Origin of the sequence: Burkholderia sp. LMG 13014, from assembly GCF_905232215.1 — a bacterium.
Taxonomy (GTDB): Bacteria; Pseudomonadota; Gammaproteobacteria; order Burkholderiales; family Burkholderiaceae; genus Burkholderia.
The window spans coordinates 1-16,475 of record NZ_CAJNKE010000085.1; the positions used below are offsets into that span (position 1 = coordinate 1).

A 16,475-nucleotide genomic window follows, 5' to 3' on the forward strand; every position below is an offset into this window, starting at 1 on the left:
ACGCGACGAGCCAGCAATCGCGATGATCGAAGTTCCGCAGCAGGCGCGCACGGCGCCGCTCGAGCCAGTAGAGCGAGACCGCCATCGTCAGCGCGACAGCCAGTGCCGTGCCGCCGATCGCGAGTCCCATCCAGGTGTCGCCCATGCCTTCTCCGGAATGCAAAGCCGAAGCGGCGCACCTGCTGCCGCCCTGGCACTGGATAGTGCGGAACGCGGCCCGGCACGTGCGCGCACGCCGCCGGAGCGCCGGACCGCCGGACCACTGCGCGTCAGTGCATGTGCTGCCCGCCGTTGATCGCGATGTTGGAGCCCGTCACGAAGCCGGCCTCCTCCGAGCACAGGTAAGCGACCAGCGCCGCGACTTCCTCGGGCTTGCCGAGCCGGCCCGCCGGAATCTGCGGGAGGATCTTCGAGTCGAGGATGTCCTGCGGGATCGCCGTGACCATCTTCGTCGCGAGGTAGCCCGGTGACACCGTGTTCACCGTCACGCCCTTGCGCGCGATTTCGAGCGCGAGCGATTTCGTGAAGCCGTGCATGCCGGCCTTCGCGGCCGCGTAGTTGGTCTGGCCGACCGAGCCTTTCGAACCGTTCACCGACGAGATGTTGACGATGCGGCCCCAGCCGCGCTCGACCATGCTTTCGCAGACCGGCTTCGTCATGTTGAACACGGAATCGAGGTTCGTGCGGATCACCGCATCCCAGTTGACCTTGTCGAGCTTGCGCAGCGTCATGTCGCGCGTGATGCCCGCGTTGTTCACGAGAATGTCGACCGGGCCGACGTCCCGCGCGATCTTCTCGATGCATTGCTGGCACGAATCGTGGTCGGCCACGTCCACCGGGTACGCGTGGAACTCGCGGCCGGCCGCATGCATCTCGGTCAGCCAGCGGTCCGCGCCGGTGTTGTTCGGCGAATACGTGACGACTACCCGGTGGCCCGCGTCGTTCAACCTGATGCTGACCGCTTCGCCGAGGCCGCCCATTCCACCAGTCACAACTGCAATTCGCTTAGTCATCCTATAAATTACCGACAGAAAAGTAATCGATGAAGGCGGGGCGACGGCATCGCACCTGCTGCCGCCCCGCCGCTTCGATGCGCAGCCGCCCGCGTCGCGGGCGCGGCACGCACCGGCACCTCGCGCTTGTTGTTCACGGCTTGTCGTGCGCGAAAACCGCTTCGCCCGCATGCGGCGCCGGCAGGCGCCACACGCGGGACGTGTGTCAGACCCTGCTCACGCGCGCTCGACCGCGAGCGCGACGCCCATCCCGCCACCGATACACAGCGACGCCAGCCCGCGCTTCGCATCGCGCTTGGCCATCTCGTGCAGCAGCGTCACCAGGATCCGGCAGCCCGACGCGCCGATCGGGTGGCCGATCGCGATCGCCCCGCCGTTCACGTTCACCTTCGACGTGTCCCAGCCCATCTGCTTGTGCACTGCCAGCGCCTGCGCCGCGAACGCCTCGTTGATCTCCATCAGGTCCAGATCACCCGGCGTCCAGCCCGCGCGCTCCAGGCACCGGCGCGATGCCGGCACCGGGCCCATCCCCATCACGCTCGGATCCACGCCCGCGTTCGCGTACGCCTTGATCCGCGCCAGCGGCGTCAGACCCAGCGCCACCGCCTTCTGTGCCGACATCACCAGCACCGCCGCGGCGCCGTCGTTCAGCCCCGACGCGTTCGCCGCCGTCACCGAGCCGTCCTTCGAGAACGCCGGCTTCAGACCGGCCAGCGATTCCGCCGTCACGCCGTGACGCACGAATTCATCGGTGGCGAACTGCAGCGGCTCGCCCTTGCGTTGCGGAATCGCCACCGGCACGATCTCGTCGTTGAAACGACCGGCATTCTGCGCGGCTTCCGCCTTGTTCTGCGACAGCGCCGCGAACGCGTCCTGCGCTTCGCGCGTGATCCCGTATTCCTTCGCGACGTTCTCCGCCGTGATGCCCATGTGGTACTGGTTGTACACGTCCCACAGGCCGTCGACGATCATCGTGTCGACCAGCTTCGCGTCGCCCATCCGGAACCCGTCGCGCGAGCCCGGCAGCACGTGCGGCGACGCACTCATGTTCTCCTGACCGCCTGCGATCACGATCTCCGCGTCGCCCGCGACGATCGCGTTCGCCGCCAGCATCACGGCCTTCAGGCCCGAGCCGCACACCTTGTTGATCGTCATCCCCGGCACTGCCGTCGGCAGCCCGGCCTTGATCAGCGACTGGCGCGCCGGGTTCTGCCCGGAGCCGGCCGTCAGCACCTGGCCCATGATCACTTCGCTGACCTGCTCGGGCTTCACGCCCGCCCGCTCCAGCACCGCGCGGATCACCGTCGCGCCCAGCTCCGGCGCCGCGATCTTCGCGAGCGAACCGCCGAATTTGCCGACCGCGGTTCGCGCGGCCGATACGATCACTACGTCCGTCATGTCCAGTTCCTGCATTGAAATCAGTTCGTCGTTCTGACGCCGGCGCGAGCCGGCCTCGGCTGGCGCTCGCGTATCCCGGGCGATCCGGCGCGAGAGCGGTCGCACGTCGCCATACGGCGCGCGGCACCCGTTCGCACGGGCGGCACGCCGTTACGGCTCGCCGGGTCACCAGCGCCTTGCGGCAAACCGGACGCTCGCCGAACGCCACGCGGCACACGCGGCGTCCGGCGCCATCCGGCGCCGATCAATCGTGTCGCGCCGGTGCGCGACACGTGCTTGCGTAGCTACGCGATTACGCAGCCGATTCGCGTGCGGCCGCTGCGTCCTTGCGTGCGGCGGCAGCCGTTTGCTTCGCGCCGCGCGTTGCCGTTTCGCTGACCGCATCGAAACCGCTCTGGGCGGCTTCGATCGCCTGGCCCGTCGCTGCGCGCACGGAGTCGGCCGCAGCGGTTGCCGCGGACAGCGCCGAGTTCAGCGCGGCCACCACCGGCGCCGAGCCGGCCGGTGCATGCTTCGACAGCTCGCCCAGCACGTCCTTCAGGCGCTTGTCGTTCTGTTCGTATTGCGCTTGCGCGACCTTTGCCCATTCGGACTGCGTCGACACCGCGATGTCGAACAGATGGCGGCCATACGACACGGCCTTGCCGGCCGCTTCCTGAGGAGCTGCGACCTGCTGGGCGAAACCCGCGGCCGGATTGCTGCTGTTGAACGCGTTCTTCAGCTTGTCCTCGTATTCCTCGAGCGCCGTCCGGGCCGCTTGCAGGTTGAGTTCGACGACAGCCTCGAAACCTTGGATCGCCGGACGGGCGATCGCAAACCACGCGGCGATACCGGACTGATATTCGGCGTTGAGTTTTTCGGGGGCAAATACGGACATCGGGCACGCTCCTGTTAGCAATGCGAGAGACGACGTAAGGAAAATTGGAAGCCGGATCGACAGCAGACTTCCTTATTGACAACCCGTCACTTATTTGAGTACGGGAAGTTGAAGGAGCTCATTCTAGATCGATTAATTGTCAATTAAATGGCATTAATGCTAGGTGTAAACCCTTATTTCGACCCAAGGCGACCGCTGGAACCCGTGATGCGCCGACATCGCAGACGAGACTACGCATCACCCTGTCCCGCAATGTATTTTTACCTTTTTACAGGATAGCGGATCATGACCTCGCGCAACATTTACCAATCCATTATTCCATTTATTAGAAAACCGGGACGCATTGAAAATGGAGCGGTCACTTATGTAATCGTTTTTCCTGGATTTATTATGAAATCGTTTTCGCGATTATTAATGACGGAATCAATGATCGGATAAATTGCGGGTCGTAATGGAAAACGGCCGCGTGATGCAGCCGTGTCTCCGTCAGGCAGGCGCGAAATCAGCCGGCCAGTTCGCGGTGCAGCGCGAGGAACTCCTGCGCGAGCTTGTGCCCGGGTTCCAGATGGATCACCGGCTTCGACTGCTGATGCGACTCGCGGATCTTCACCGACGCCGACAGCTTCGACGCAAGCACCGGCAGCCCTTCGTCGACGAGTTCGTCGACCAGCCGCTGCGGCAGGGCCGCCCGCGGCTGGAACTGGTTGATCACGATCCCTTCCACCTCGAGCGCCGCGTTGTGGTCCTGCTGGATTTCCTTCACGTTCTCGAGCAGCGTGTACAGCGCGCGGCGCGAGAAATCGTCGCAGTCGAACGGGATCAGGCAGCGCTCGACCGCGATCAACGCCGAGCGCGTATAGAAGTTCAGCGCGGGCGGCGTGTCGATGTACACGGCGTCGTAGGTGTCGAGCTCGTTCAGCGCGTCGCGCAGCTTGTAGATCTTGTAGCGCGATTCGAGCTTGCCGTGCAGTGTGTCGAGATCCGGATGCGCGGGCATCACGTCGAGCCCTTCGAACGGGGTCGGATGGATGAACGACGCGACGTCGACCGGACGGAAGTTGAAGGTCAGCGCGGTTTCGAAGAAATCGGCAACGCCCGGCTGCGCGTCGGCCGCGGCATCGCCGAGCAGGTAGCGCGTCGAGTTCGCCTGCGCATCGAGGTCGATGACGAGCGTGCGCAGCCCTTCGCTCGCGCTGATCGCCGCCAGGTTGCAGACGATCGTCGATTTGCCCACGCCGCCCTTCTGGTTGAATACGACCCGCCGCATTGTGTCTCCTCGATCGAAACGTCGAAAGGAGCAGCTTAGCCGGTCAATTGTGGCGGTCGCGTGACGCAGGTCGAATTGTGTGCATCTGTGCACGGGGCTGTGTCAGCGGCGCGTCACCGGCCCCGACACGTACCGGTTGCCCGGCACGCTCCACCGCCACGGCAGATCCGTGCCGACGCGAATGCCGATGCGCGGCCCGCCCGCCAGATCGGCGGGCGGCGCGATGCCGTCGTCGACGATCGCGAACCCTTCGTGCGCGCCGATCAGGTCGACCCCATCCTGCGCGCCGCCGATCCCCATCGCCTGGGTCAGTCGCGCCGGCCCCCGGCACAAGTCGCGATCGCGCGTCTGCGGCGGCCGTGCCGCACGCATCTGTTCGAGCCCTTTCAGCGGCTCGAGCGCACGGATCAGCACGCCCGTTCCCGTGCCATCCGGGCCGCACACGCAGTTGCAGCACCAGTGCATGCCATAGGTGAAATAGACGTACAGGTGCCCCGGCGGCCCGAACATCGTCGCATTGCGCGGCGTCTTGCCGCGATAGGTATGCGCGGCCGGGTCGATCGCGCCGGCATAGGCCTCCACTTCGACGATCCGCCCGGCCCGGCCGTCTGCGGCAGCGAGAATCTTGTTCAGCAGTTGCGGCGCGACGTCGGTGGCGACGCGGTCGAAGAATGCGCGCGGCAGCACGGCGCCAGGCCACCGAGGGGCGGGATCACCGCGCCGCATCCCGCCCCTCCGGTTGACGACCGGAAACGGCCTTCGCCTGCAGACGAAGCTGACGGTATGCGTCGACCAGGTCGTCGAGGCCGAACGCGAGGTTTCGCCCGCTCGGATTGGGCAGCACCCAGACGCTCGCGCCCTGCATCCGGGCCGGTTGCAGCCCCCACTCGACTTCTCGCTGACGGGATAGCGCCGAGTACGCCGCCTTGCCGAGAAAAGCGACGAAGCGCGGCCCATAACGCGCCACCTTGTGTTCGAACTCGGCAGCCGCGGCGATGAACTCCGCGCGCGAAAGCTGATCGGCACTCGCGGTCGGCCGCTTCACCACCGCCGTCAGGCCGCAGCCATATTGAAGAATCGCATGATCGTCCTGCGGCGAGATTTCAGCCGGCGTGAAGCCCGCGAGATGGATCACGCGCCAGAAGCGGTTGCTTCTCCCCGCGAAGTGATGCCCGGTCGCGGCCGCGGTCAGGCCGGGGTTGATCCCGCAGAAGAGCACGTCGAGATGCGGAGCGATGAGGTCCGCGAGGGTATGGCACGACGGGCCCGATGACATTCGAATGGCCGGCAAGCGCGTTCTCCACTATGGCGTCGAGGCGGACATCGATCTTCTGCGCGAGCTGCCCGGCGGTCAACCGCCGCGCGTTCACTCGCCGCCTTCTTCGCGACGCCATCGCCGACAACACGGCGTTCGCCAGCGGGTTAACGATCATGTCAAATACTTTGACACATTCGTCGACGAATCTTAGCATTGACTTGTATCAACCGACGGACATCCGATTGCGCGGCGAACGGTATCCGGCATCGAGATCGCCGGCGTGACTGCCGGAAATGCCGGCCAATGACGCTTGGCATGACCGGCAACGCAGACTGCATGACGGCTGGTCGCTTTGTCGGGTTTTTCCCCATCCTGACAATATATTTCGCATTCCTATTAATTAAAATCAACGGAGGAGGCATAGTGATCAACTTGACTGTGCGCGGCAAGGACGGAGCGGACTTCGTCACCGGCAGCTTCCATGCGGCATCGGCCGATACCGCTCCCGACGACTACCCGCTCGTCGTGGCAATCCATGGCGGGACCTATACGGGAGACTATTTCCAGGTCGACGGCTATTCGCTGGTAGCACGCGCCGCCGCCCTCGGCATTCCGCTCTTCGCACTCAACCGGCCCGGCTATGCGGACAGTGTGCACAAGGAAAATCTGGATTGCTCGATCATGTCGAACGCCGAAATCCTCAACGACGTGCTGTCCGACCTGTGGGAAACCCGGCGCGGGAACGCACGCGGCATCTTCCTGATCGGGCATTCGATCGGCGGCGCCATCGCGATTCAGATGGCCGCACTTGGCAAGTCGTGGCCACTGCTTGGCCTGTCGATCTCCGGGGTAGGCATGCGCGAACCCGAGCCTGTCCTGGAACAGTGGCAATCGCTGCCGCCTGACGAATTGATCGTGATTCCCCCCGAACCCAAGGATCAACTGATGTACGGCCCCGCGGGCACCTGGCTTCCGGACGGACAGCGCGCCGCACATCGTGCGGATCATCCGATGCCCAGGCAGGAGTTGCTCGACATCGCGTTCGAGTGGCCACGCCTGCTTCGGGACGCAGCTCCGCGCGTCGACGTTCCCGTGCACTACCGACAGCCCGAATTCGACAATCTCTGGGTCGTCGACGAAGCGGAGGTGCAGGACTTTGCGTCCCGCTTCGTCAATTCGCCGTGGGTCGATGCGCAGGTCTTCAAGGGCGCCGGTCATAACATCGACTTTCATCGTCTCGGTGGCGCCTTCCAGCTCCAGCAGCTCGCGTTTGCACTGGCATGCAGCGTGAGCACCGAGCGCCGGGAATAGATCGCCCGGTAAAGCGCTAGCGCGAACGCCGCTGCAGGGAAAGCGCGGGCGCAACGCGTCGGCTCCCCGCTTTCACCGGCCGGCGGCTTCCTCCGCGCCGGCCGCCCGGCTTCACGGCACGCATCCACGTACGTGCCGGACGCATGCGCGGACACCGGCTCCGCATACCGGGGACGAACAGCATACCGCCGACTATCGGGGCGGTGGGCCTGCTCACGCCATTTTTCGACACACGCGGCTTCACGACAGATGACGGAACGACACATGCGGCGCTATCGCCAGTCCGCTTCACGTCGCTGATTCAACTAAAAAAGCCATTCGATCAAGCCGGGGAATACCGTTCGAATCCCTGGGGTCTCTCGTTCATCTCGAATCACTCATTCAGTCATGCTAATCATATGGAGACGGAACATGTACGGTAGAAAGGTAAAGCTGTCGGCGATCTGTCCGATGCTGATTCTCGTCGCGGGGCTTGGGGTCGCGAAGCCCGCATGCGCGGTCAACGGCACGTTCCTGACCGGGAACGGCACGCGAGCGGACGGCATGGGTGGCGCCGCGGTCGCCTTTCCTCAGGACACGACCGCCGCGGCCGACAATCCGGCCGGCATGGCCTACGTGGGTAACCAGTTCGACGTGTACGCCGGGCTGATCGTGGCCAGCTTCAAGTCGACATTCGGCTCGCCGGACAATAAGTTCTTCAGTAGCGAAAACATCCCGATCGGTGGCGGCGGCATCAACTTCGCGCTGAGCCCCCGGTGGACATTCGGTGTTTCCGTATACGGCGTCGGGCTCGGCGACAACTATCACGCTCCCGTTGCGCCCGGGCTCGGCAACGCCGGTGCTAGCCTGGTGCAGCTCAATGCCGCTCCGACGGTGACCTACAGGATTCTGCCGAACCTGTCGGTCGGTGCGTCCTTGATAGTGGGCATTCAGCAGTTCCGCGCCAACGGCCTGTTCACCGTCAGTCCCGAAGGTTCGCTGGCCGCGATGCCCAGTCACGGGACGCAGTATGCCGGCGGCATCGGCGGCGCGGTCGGCATCTTGTGGAAGCCGTCTCCGTTTTTTTCCGTCGGCGCGAGTTACTACTCCAGGATGGCCTTCGGCAAAATGCCCGGATACGAGTCCGACTTGCTGGCCGCGACCGGCAAAAGTCTCGATGGCCCGCCCAGCTATCGGGTCGGGATCGCCGTTCACCCGATTGCGCCGATGACGGTGGCGGTCGACTACCTGCGTATCCAGTGGGGCAGTACGCCGCCCTTCAACGATTCATCCACCTTCAACTGGCACAATCAGAATGTCGTTCGGGTAGGCCTCGCGTACGACGTCAACCACGCCCTCACGTTGCGGACCGGATTCAGCCTGGCGAGCTCGACGATCGATTCCGATCACACCGCTGTCAATTTCTATACGGCCGGCATCACGACCAAGGTGATGACGGCCGGATTCACCTACGCGATCGACAAGAACAACCAGGTCTCGATGTCCTACGAGCACGAGTTGCCACGCACAATCACGGGCACCGGGCCGAGCACCGGGAGCAACCTGCATCTGAATTTCCAGATGGTCACGTTGGGGCTCACCCACACGTTCTGAACGCGAGCGTCGCGCGCATCGGTCGACCACGTCGATGCGCGCGCCCGGGCCCGGCACTCGGCCACACGACGTACCGGCCGCCACACGCATCAAGAAAGACCGTGCGCGCACGCAGGCCGAATGGTCGGGCGACGAGCGGGTCGTGCGCGGGAGTAAACTTGTCCACGGTGTTGCGGCGCGGAATGCCGCCAACGAAAACGGACAGATCACATGAGCGACAACACGACGGCGACCCGGGAAAAGATGACGCGCAACGCGGCACAGCAGCAGGCGATACTCGAGGAAGCCTGCCTCCTGTTCATCGAAAAGGGCTTCGGCGGAACCAACATCCAGGATATCGCCGACGCTGCCGGCCTGACGCGCACCGCGGTCTATCACTATTTCCCAAGCAAGGAAGCGATGCTGGTGGCGCTGACCGAGGACGTGACGCAGAAAGCCAGCGAACTGGCCGCGTCGGTTTCGCTGCGCGACGACGTCCCCGCCGAAGAGGCCCTCCAGCAACTCATCATTCAGCACGCGGGGCTGATCCTGTCGCAGCCGCTCCAGTTCCGCGTGGTGGAGCGCAGTGAAAGCAATCTTCCCGAAGCACACCGGGCCGCCGCGCAGGAAGCACGACGCGGTGTCCTCGATCACTTCACCCATGTGATCCAGCGCGGCATACGCGAAGGCAGCTTCCGTCCCATCGCGGCTCATGTCGCCGCATTCTCGATCATCGGCATGTGCAACTGGTGCGCATGGTGGTTCGACGCGAGCGGCGAGGTTTCCGCACGGGAAGTCGCCGACATGATCGCCGAACTGGGCCTGCGGGGTTTGCTGACGGCAAAGCCGTCCGGCTCCCGCCCGGTCAGCATCGGCGACACCTTGAACCAGATGCGTGACGCGATGGCGGTACTCGAACGGCAGGTCAGCCATCTTTCTTCACGCTGACGCCGCTTCATCGAGCGGTTCGCCCGAGGGTTAACGATCACGTCAAAAAATTGACGTTAGTGTCTGAGCTTCGTATGATGGCCTCAAGGTCATACGAAGGCGCCGCGTCGCGGCGAAACGACAGATGAAATCGACAACCGTCCCGAACGCCGGCGCCACGGCCGGCTTCCTCAACACCGACTGGAACCCGCGCGACGTCCCGCCCGGTACGGTCACCACCAATGTCGTGCTGCGTACCGCCGACCAGGCCGCCACCGGCGGCTCGCTGTACCGCCCGGCCATGCCCACCGACACCGTGATCTGCGTGATGCATCCGCGCGAATTCATGGCCTGTCACTACCTGATTCCGGACATCGTCGGCGCCGGCTATGCCGCCTGGTCGCAATCGCCCCGCTCGGTCGGCAATGACCTGCGCCTCGAACACGAATTCGCGCTGCATGACGTGGCCGCCGGCCTGCAATACCTGCGCGCCGCCGGCTTCAAGCGCATCGTGCTGCTCGGCAATTCCGGCGGCGCGGGGCTGTATGCGCTGTACGTCCAGCAAGCCGCGCTGCCCGGCGCGCAGCGGATCGCCCGCACGCCCGGCGGCCGCCCGACACAACTGGCCGACCTCGACATGCCGGTCGTCGACGGCTTCGTGCTGGTCGGCCCGCACCCCGGCCAGGGCGCGCTGCTGCTGAACTGCATCGACCCGAGCGTCGCGGATGAAAATGATCCGCTGTCCGTCGATCCGTCTCTCGATCCGCTGTCGCCGGCCAACGGCTACGCCGGCAAGGGCGACACGCGCTACAGCGCCGAGTTCATCGAGCGCTATCGCGCGGCGCAACAGGCGCGCGTGGCCCGCATCGACGCGCACGCGCAAGCGCTGATCGCACGTCGGCAAGCCGCCCGCCAGCGCGTGAAGGATGCCGCCGCGAACGGCGCCAGGGCCAGCGCGGAAGACCGTCGCCTCGCCGGCCACACCCCGATCTTCAACGTCTGGCGCACCGACGCCGACCTGCGCTGCTTCGACCTCACGCTCGACGCGTCGGACCGCAAGTTCGGCTCGTTGTGGGGCGCCGATCCGTACGCGTCCAACTACGGCGCGGTTGGATTCGCGCGTCAATGCACACCGGAAAGCTGGCTGTCGACGTGGTCCGCGCTGTCGTCCAATGCGTCGCTCGCGAAGACGGCCGCATCGATCACACAGCCCGTGCTCGTCATCGAGTACACCGGCGACCAGGCCTGCTTCCCGGGCGACGTGCAGCGAATCGTCGCTGCAATCGCGTCGCCGGACAGGCAGCACCTGCGTGTGCGCGGCGACCACCACGGCCGCGCGCTCAGTGCGGACGAAGCGCCCGGACGGCTCGAGGCCGGCCGCCTGCTCGCCGACTGGCTGCGTACGCATTTTCCGCTCTGACGCGAGTCCGACCTTGTCATCGGGGAGCGCCGATGCGCTCCTCCATCGCCCTTCCGCCTACTCATGGACACACCTGCGATGCCTGCACACACCCTTCCTTCGCTGACGCTGCGCGGCGTCGACCACACCGCGCGCCCGACCTGGCGACTACGCGAAACCGTCGAGTTCTATCGCGACAGGCTCGGCCTGCCGCTCGTGCACGTGATCTCCGCGCGCGGCTGGGGCCCGTCGACGCACCCAGACTTCCTGCACTTCTTCTTCGACAGCGGCAACGGCAGCACCATTGCGTTCTTCTACTACCTCGGCAGCGACGAGCCGGCCGGCATGCAGGCGCGCGCCGCGTCCCGTCCGCTGCCTGACGATCACATCGGCGACGCGACGCACACCGCGTGGCTCGTCGACGGCCCCGATGCGCTGCGCGCGTGGAAGCACCATCTGGAAGCGCAAGGGCTCGACGTATCGGTCGAGACGCGGCACGAAGTCATCGAATCGGTCTATGTACGCGACCCGAACGGCTATTTCGTCGAATTCACACACAAGCTGCGCCCGCTGACCGCCCTCGACGCCACCGACGCATGGCTGACGCTGCAGGCCGCGATGGCACTGGAAGACACCGCCCGTGCAGGCGGCGAGCCGCTGGATACGGTCGACGCGATCTGGAACCGGAAAGCCGCGTTGCTGGCCGAGCATGGCATTACGTCCGGCGCGCCGGTGCGCATTGCCGTTCCGCGTGTCGAGGAATTTTCGCCGCTGGTGCGTGCCGCAAAGGAAAACGCCGATTGTCGCGTGTCCGAAACTAAGGAATACGATCTGATTGAATCGGATGGCCCGATCGAGTTCGCACGCAAGGCGCTCGGCTTCAAGCCGGCGCTATGGTACGGAATGCTGACCGGTGGCGTACACGGTCGCATCGAGCGCTTCGATCGAGACGTGCTGCGCATCGCGCCCGCACAAGCCTGAGCGAACAAGGAGGAGACAACGATGGAGACGCTAGTCGAACACCCGATCGCCGGTGTCGTTTACCCGAGTGCGGCACGTGCCGAAGCCGCCCTGGCGAGCGGCGCGTGGATCGCCAGCACCGTCGGCGACACGCTGCGGGCCACTGCCGCGCGCCATCCGCAGCGCACGGCGTTCATCAGCAACGAGCGCGCGATCAGTTTCGCCGAGCTCGACGAATCGACCGAGCGCCTGGGCGCCGCCTTGCTGGCGCTCGGCCTCGCGCCGGGCGATCGTGCGATCTTCCAGCTCGGCACCACGCTCGAAACCGCCGTGGTGCTGCTGGCCTGCTTCAAGGCCGGCATCGTGCCGGTATGCTCGCTGGCGCAGCATCGGGAAGTCGAGATCGGCCAGCTCACCCGTCAATCCGGTGCACGCGGCTACTTCGTGCAGGCCGATTTCGGCTCGAGCTTCGACCTGCCGGCCTTCGCCGAATCGATGGTGGCGCGCCATCCGTCGCTCGAGCATCTGGTGATCGTGCGCGGCGAACGCGCGGGCGCACACGGCATGCAGGCGCTGATCGACGGGATGCCGCTCGCGCAGGCGACGGAACGCCTGGCCGGCGTGTCGATCGGCCTGGCCGACGTGCTCAGCTTCCAGCTCTCCGGCGGCACGACCGGCGTGCCCAAGATCATTCCGCGCTTCCATGCCGAATACCTCGGTCACTCGGCCGGCTGGATGCAACGCTACTGCGTCGATGCCGATAGCCGCCTGATCTGGTCGTTGCCGCTGATGCACAACGCCGGCCAGTTGTACGCACTGATTCCGGCCGTGCTGATCGGCATGCCGGTGGTACTGATGCCGAAAGTGGACATCCCGGGCATGCTCGACCTGATCGGAAGGCACCGCGTCACGCACGCGCTGTCGATCGGGCCGATCGCACCGCAACTGATGGCCTACCCGCACATCGCACAGCACGACCTGTCGTCGCTGAAGCTGTTTGCGACGATGAGCCGCGCCGACACCCTCGAAGCCCATCTGCAGGTGCCTTGCTCGAACCTGTACGGCATCACCGAAGGGCTGCTGCTCGGCTCGCCGGCCGGCGCATCGGTCGACGCACGCCACCGGACGCAAGGCTGCTCGGGCTGGACCGACGACGAGATCCGCGTGCTCGAGCCCGGAACGGAACGGGCGGTCGCCGAAGGGACCATGGGCGAACTGTGCTTCCGCGGCCCTTCCACGCTGACCGGCTATTTCGACAACCCCGAGGCCAACGCGCAGTCGTTCACGTCAGACGGTTTCTACCGCACCGGCGACATCGTGACCGCGCACCGCATCGACGGCCGACTGCACTACGCGTTCGAAGGACGCCTGCGCGACAACGTGAACCGCGGCGGCGAAAAGATCGGCTGCGAAGAGGTGGAAGGTTACGTCAGCCAGCATCCCGCGGTCGCCGATGCGAAGCTCGTGCCGATGCCAGATCCGTTCTACGGCGAGAAAGGCTGCATCTTCATCATTCCGCGCCCCGGCATGCAGGCGCCCGACGTGCGGACGCTCGCGCAATTCCTCGTCGAGCGCGGGCTCGCGAAGTACAAGTGCCCGGAGCGCGTGCAGGTGGTCGACGAGTTCCCGGTCACGCGCGTAGGCAAGGTCGACAAGCCGGCGATGAAGCGGGCCATCGCCGAACTCCTCGAACTGGAGACGAAGCAATGACTGCACCGACCCCCATCGAATATCTGCTCGGCGAGCGGCCGCTGACCGTACGCCGCCGCGTCAAGTGGGGCGAATGCGATCCGGCCGGCGTCGTCTATACCGCGACCTTCGCCGACTACGTGATCTCGGCCGCCGAACTCTTCTACGGAGCATTGTTCGGCACCACGCCACAGCGCGCGAAACACGAGCTGGGATTCGGCACGCCGAGCCGCGCATTGTCGTTCGATTTCCTGAGTTCGCTGCGGCCCGACGACACGTTCGACATGACGGTGTACGTGGCCGACGTGCGCACGCGCACCTATGTGCTGGACATCGTCGCCACCACGCCGCACGGCGAGCCGGTGTTCAATGCGCGCCTCACGCCCGTCTGCATCGCACGCGACGAACGCCGCTCGATCGAGGTTCCCCCGTCGTTCCGCCAGGCGCTGCTCGACTACCAGCGCGACTGCGGCGCAAGCCCCGTTACCCAGGATGCCATGCGATGAAAATCAATATCGTTGGTGCCGGCCCGGCCGGCATGTACTTCGCGTTGCTCGCGAAGAAACACTCGCCCGCTCACCAGATCAGCATCGTCGAGCAGAACCCGGAAGGCGCCACCTATGGCTGGGGCGTCGTATTCTCCGACGTCGGCCTGTCGTTCCTGAAGGATGCCGACGCCGCATTCTTCGACGAGTTCATTGCGCACCACGAGCGCTGCGACTACATGGAAATCGTCCACCGGGGCACGCATGTCCAGGTGCACGGCAACCATTTCTCGCGAACGTCGCGCATCGACATGCTGCGCGTCCTGCAACGGGCATGCGAGCGCGAAGGCATACGAATCGAGTACGGCCGGCGCATCGACGACGTGCGCGAGCTGGCATCGGACTGCGACCTGCTCATCGCCGCCGACGGCGGCAACAGCGCGGTACGCACGCAGTTCGCCGATCGCTTCGGCCCACGCTTCGTCCAGCGCCGCAACAAGTTCGCGTGGTACGGAACGAACCAGCGCTTCCATCCGGTGTCGCTGATCTTCCGCGAAACCCAGTACGGCACGTTCATCGCGCACAGCTATCAGTACAGCCCCGACCTGTCGACCTTCCTCGTCGAAACTGATCCTGACACCTGGCAACGCGCCGGGCTCGACCGCGCGACCGAGGACGAAAGCCGACGCTTCTGCTCCGACGTGTTCCGGCCCGAACTGGGCAGCAACGAGCTGCTGACCAATCGCTCGCTGTGGTTCGAGGCCAATATCGTCAGCAACGACCACTGGCACCACGACAACATCGTGCTGCTCGGCGACGCACTGCGCACCGTCCACTTCTCGCTCGGCTCGGGCACGCGGATGGCCATGCAGGACGCGATCGCGCTGCACCGTGCGGTGGTCTCGCATCCGGCCGACCTCCGTGCCGCGTTCGCCGCGTTCGAGGCGGAGCGCCGCCCCGCATCGTCGACGTTCCAGGGCGCCGCGGCGAAAAGCCTCGACTGGTACGAGAACGTCGCCGACAGGATGCATCTCGATCCGGTCAGCTTCACGTACGACTACATGCGCCGCACCGGCAAGGTCGGCCACGACGATCTCCGGCAGCGCGACCCGCACTTCATTCGTGCGTACGACGCACTGCATGCCGGCACGCCGGCTGTCGCCGGCGACGCGCGATGACGATACGCGCCGCCGTCGGCGCCACGCGATCACCACGATCCGCCGGCCCGGCGCGGCGCGCCCTTTCATTCCGATTCCTGTACCCATTCATGCAGAGGGACGCACCGTGACCAGGCTTTACCGCATCGGGCAGATCGTGCCCAGCTCCAACACCACGATGGAAACCGAGATCCCCGCGATGCTGCGCGCGCGCGAGGCAATTCGCGACGATGCGCGCTTCACGTTCCATTCGAGCCGGATGCGCATGCACAAGGTGACGAAGGAGGAACTCACCGCGATGAACAAGGAAGGGTTGCGCTGCGCGGCCGAACTGGCCGACGCGCGGGTGGACGTGATGAGCACCGCGTGCCTCGTCGCCATCATGGCGATGGGTGTCGGCTATCACCGGCAAACCGAGCGCGAGCTGACCGAAGTCGCGCGCGCCGCGCAATGCCTCGCGCCGGTCATGACGTCGGCCGGTGCGCTGATCGACGGGCTGAAGACGCTCGGTGCGCGCCGCATTGCACTGATGGCGCCCTACATGAAACCGCTGACCGACCTCGTCGTGCAATACATCGAACACGAGGGAATCGAGGTCGTCGATGCGATCTGCTTCGAGATTCCGGACAATCTCGAAGTCGGGCGTCGGGACCCGCTGCAGTTGCTGGACGACGTGAAGCGGCTGAATACCCGCAACGCTGACGTGATCGTCGCGTCCGCGTGCGTGCAGATGCCGTCGCTGCCGGCGATCCAGCAGATTCAGGATACCACCGGTATTCCGACCATCTCGACCGCCGTCTGCACCGTGCGCCGGATGCTCGAGCATCTCGATCTGCCGCCGGTCGTGCCCGGCGCAGGCGCGCTGCTGCAACCCGCCTGAGCTGGCGCGAAGCGGTGCGCACGCGCCTGCGATGAATGCCGATCGGCTGCCCCCCGAATCGGGGGCAGCGAATCGAATGCACGACCCGCCCGTCGCCAATCGCCGGGATGGTCGTCATCCGATCCGATCCACCTCCGACGTTCCGACTGCCGTTGCAGCGGCATAAAAAAATAGCCCCGGACTCCCCTTTCAAACACCTGACTTGAAAGAAGGGGCCGGGGCCTGCCTGATCGCAGACTGCGGTAGGTCGTTTTAGAACGGGATATCGTCGTCCATCTCGTC

General features: G+C 65.4%; 15 protein-coding genes. 9 read left to right on the forward strand and 6 right to left on the reverse strand.

What is annotated here, in order from left to right:
* Window positions 1–269: 269 nt before the first annotated feature.
* From phbB to mug, 6 genes are all read right to left on the reverse strand, one after another.
* Window positions 270–1,013, reverse strand: a complete 744-nt coding sequence (gene phbB, locus JYJ84_RS12475; RefSeq protein ID WP_041492959.1) for an acetoacetyl-CoA reductase — start codon at window positions 1,011–1,013, stop codon at window positions 270–272.
* 216 nt (window positions 1,014–1,229) lie between these two features.
* Window positions 1,230–2,411, reverse strand: coding sequence for an acetyl-CoA C-acetyltransferase (locus JYJ84_RS12480; protein WP_122946766.1), 1,182 nt, complete (start codon window positions 2,409–2,411; stop codon window positions 1,230–1,232).
* A gap of 292 nt (window positions 2,412–2,703) precedes the next feature.
* Complete coding sequence (gene phaP / locus JYJ84_RS12485; RefSeq protein WP_122946279.1) at window positions 2,704–3,288, reverse strand: TIGR01841 family phasin; 585 nt, start codon at window positions 3,286–3,288, stop codon at window positions 2,704–2,706.
* A gap of 502 nt (window positions 3,289–3,790) precedes the next feature.
* Window positions 3,791–4,555, reverse strand: coding sequence for a ParA family protein (locus JYJ84_RS12490; protein ID WP_122946280.1), 765 nt, complete (start codon window positions 4,553–4,555; stop codon window positions 3,791–3,793).
* A 102-nt stretch (window positions 4,556–4,657) separates the two neighbouring features.
* Entirely contained in the window at window positions 4,658–5,281 is a 624-nt protein-coding gene (locus JYJ84_RS12495) for a DNA-3-methyladenine glycosylase (protein ID WP_122946281.1), read from the reverse strand.
* Window positions 5,268–5,831 (reverse strand): G/U mismatch-specific DNA glycosylase, encoded by a 564-nt coding sequence (mug, locus tag JYJ84_RS12500; RefSeq protein WP_122946282.1) that lies wholly within the window; start codon window positions 5,829–5,831, stop codon window positions 5,268–5,270. The genes JYJ84_RS12495 and mug overlap by 14 nt, the downstream gene beginning before the upstream one ends.
* 285 nt (window positions 5,832–6,116) lie before the next feature.
* Here mug and JYJ84_RS12505 point away from each other — a divergent pair, with 285 nt between their 5' ends.
* The 9 genes from JYJ84_RS12505 (at window position 6,117) to JYJ84_RS12545 (ending at window position 16,193) form a co-directional block, all read left to right on the forward strand.
* The gene (locus JYJ84_RS12505; RefSeq protein WP_175221627.1) at window positions 6,117–7,124 is read left to right on the forward strand and encodes an alpha/beta hydrolase; all 1,008 of its coding nucleotides are present in this window, start codon (window positions 6,117–6,119) and stop codon (window positions 7,122–7,124) included.
* Window positions 7,125–7,574: 450 nt separating this feature from the next.
* A complete protein-coding gene (locus JYJ84_RS12510; protein WP_164462625.1) occupies window positions 7,575–8,717 on the forward strand; it encodes an OmpP1/FadL family transporter in 1,143 nt (380 codons plus the stop codon).
* A gap of 210 nt (window positions 8,718–8,927) precedes the next feature.
* A complete protein-coding gene (locus JYJ84_RS12515) occupies window positions 8,928–9,644 on the forward strand; it encodes a TetR/AcrR family transcriptional regulator (RefSeq protein ID WP_122946285.1) in 717 nt (238 codons plus the stop codon).
* Window positions 9,645–9,768: 124 nt separating this feature from the next.
* A complete protein-coding gene (locus JYJ84_RS12520) occupies window positions 9,769–11,043 on the forward strand; it encodes an alpha/beta hydrolase (protein ID WP_122946286.1) in 1,275 nt (424 codons plus the stop codon).
* 78 nt (window positions 11,044–11,121) lie between these two features.
* Window positions 11,122–12,003, forward strand: coding sequence for a VOC family protein (locus JYJ84_RS12525; protein ID WP_122946767.1), 882 nt, complete (start codon window positions 11,122–11,124; stop codon window positions 12,001–12,003).
* A gap of 21 nt (window positions 12,004–12,024) precedes the next feature.
* Window positions 12,025–13,692, forward strand: coding sequence for an AMP-binding protein (locus tag JYJ84_RS12530; RefSeq protein ID WP_122946287.1), 1,668 nt, complete (start codon window positions 12,025–12,027; stop codon window positions 13,690–13,692).
* Complete coding sequence (locus tag JYJ84_RS12535; RefSeq protein ID WP_122946288.1) at window positions 13,689–14,177, forward strand: thioesterase family protein; 489 nt, start codon at window positions 13,689–13,691, stop codon at window positions 14,175–14,177. The genes JYJ84_RS12530 and JYJ84_RS12535 overlap by 4 nt, the downstream gene beginning before the upstream one ends.
* On the forward strand, window positions 14,174–15,334 hold the full coding sequence (locus JYJ84_RS12540) for an FAD-dependent monooxygenase (protein WP_122946289.1): 1,161 nt from the start codon (window positions 14,174–14,176) through the stop codon (window positions 15,332–15,334). Before JYJ84_RS12535 ends, JYJ84_RS12540 begins: the two co-directional genes overlap by 4 nt.
* A gap of 157 nt (window positions 15,335–15,491) precedes the next feature.
* On the forward strand, window positions 15,492–16,193 hold the full coding sequence (locus tag JYJ84_RS12545; protein ID WP_236027607.1) for an Asp/Glu racemase: 702 nt from the start codon (window positions 15,492–15,494) through the stop codon (window positions 16,191–16,193).
* Window positions 16,194–16,475 lie beyond the last annotated feature (282 nt).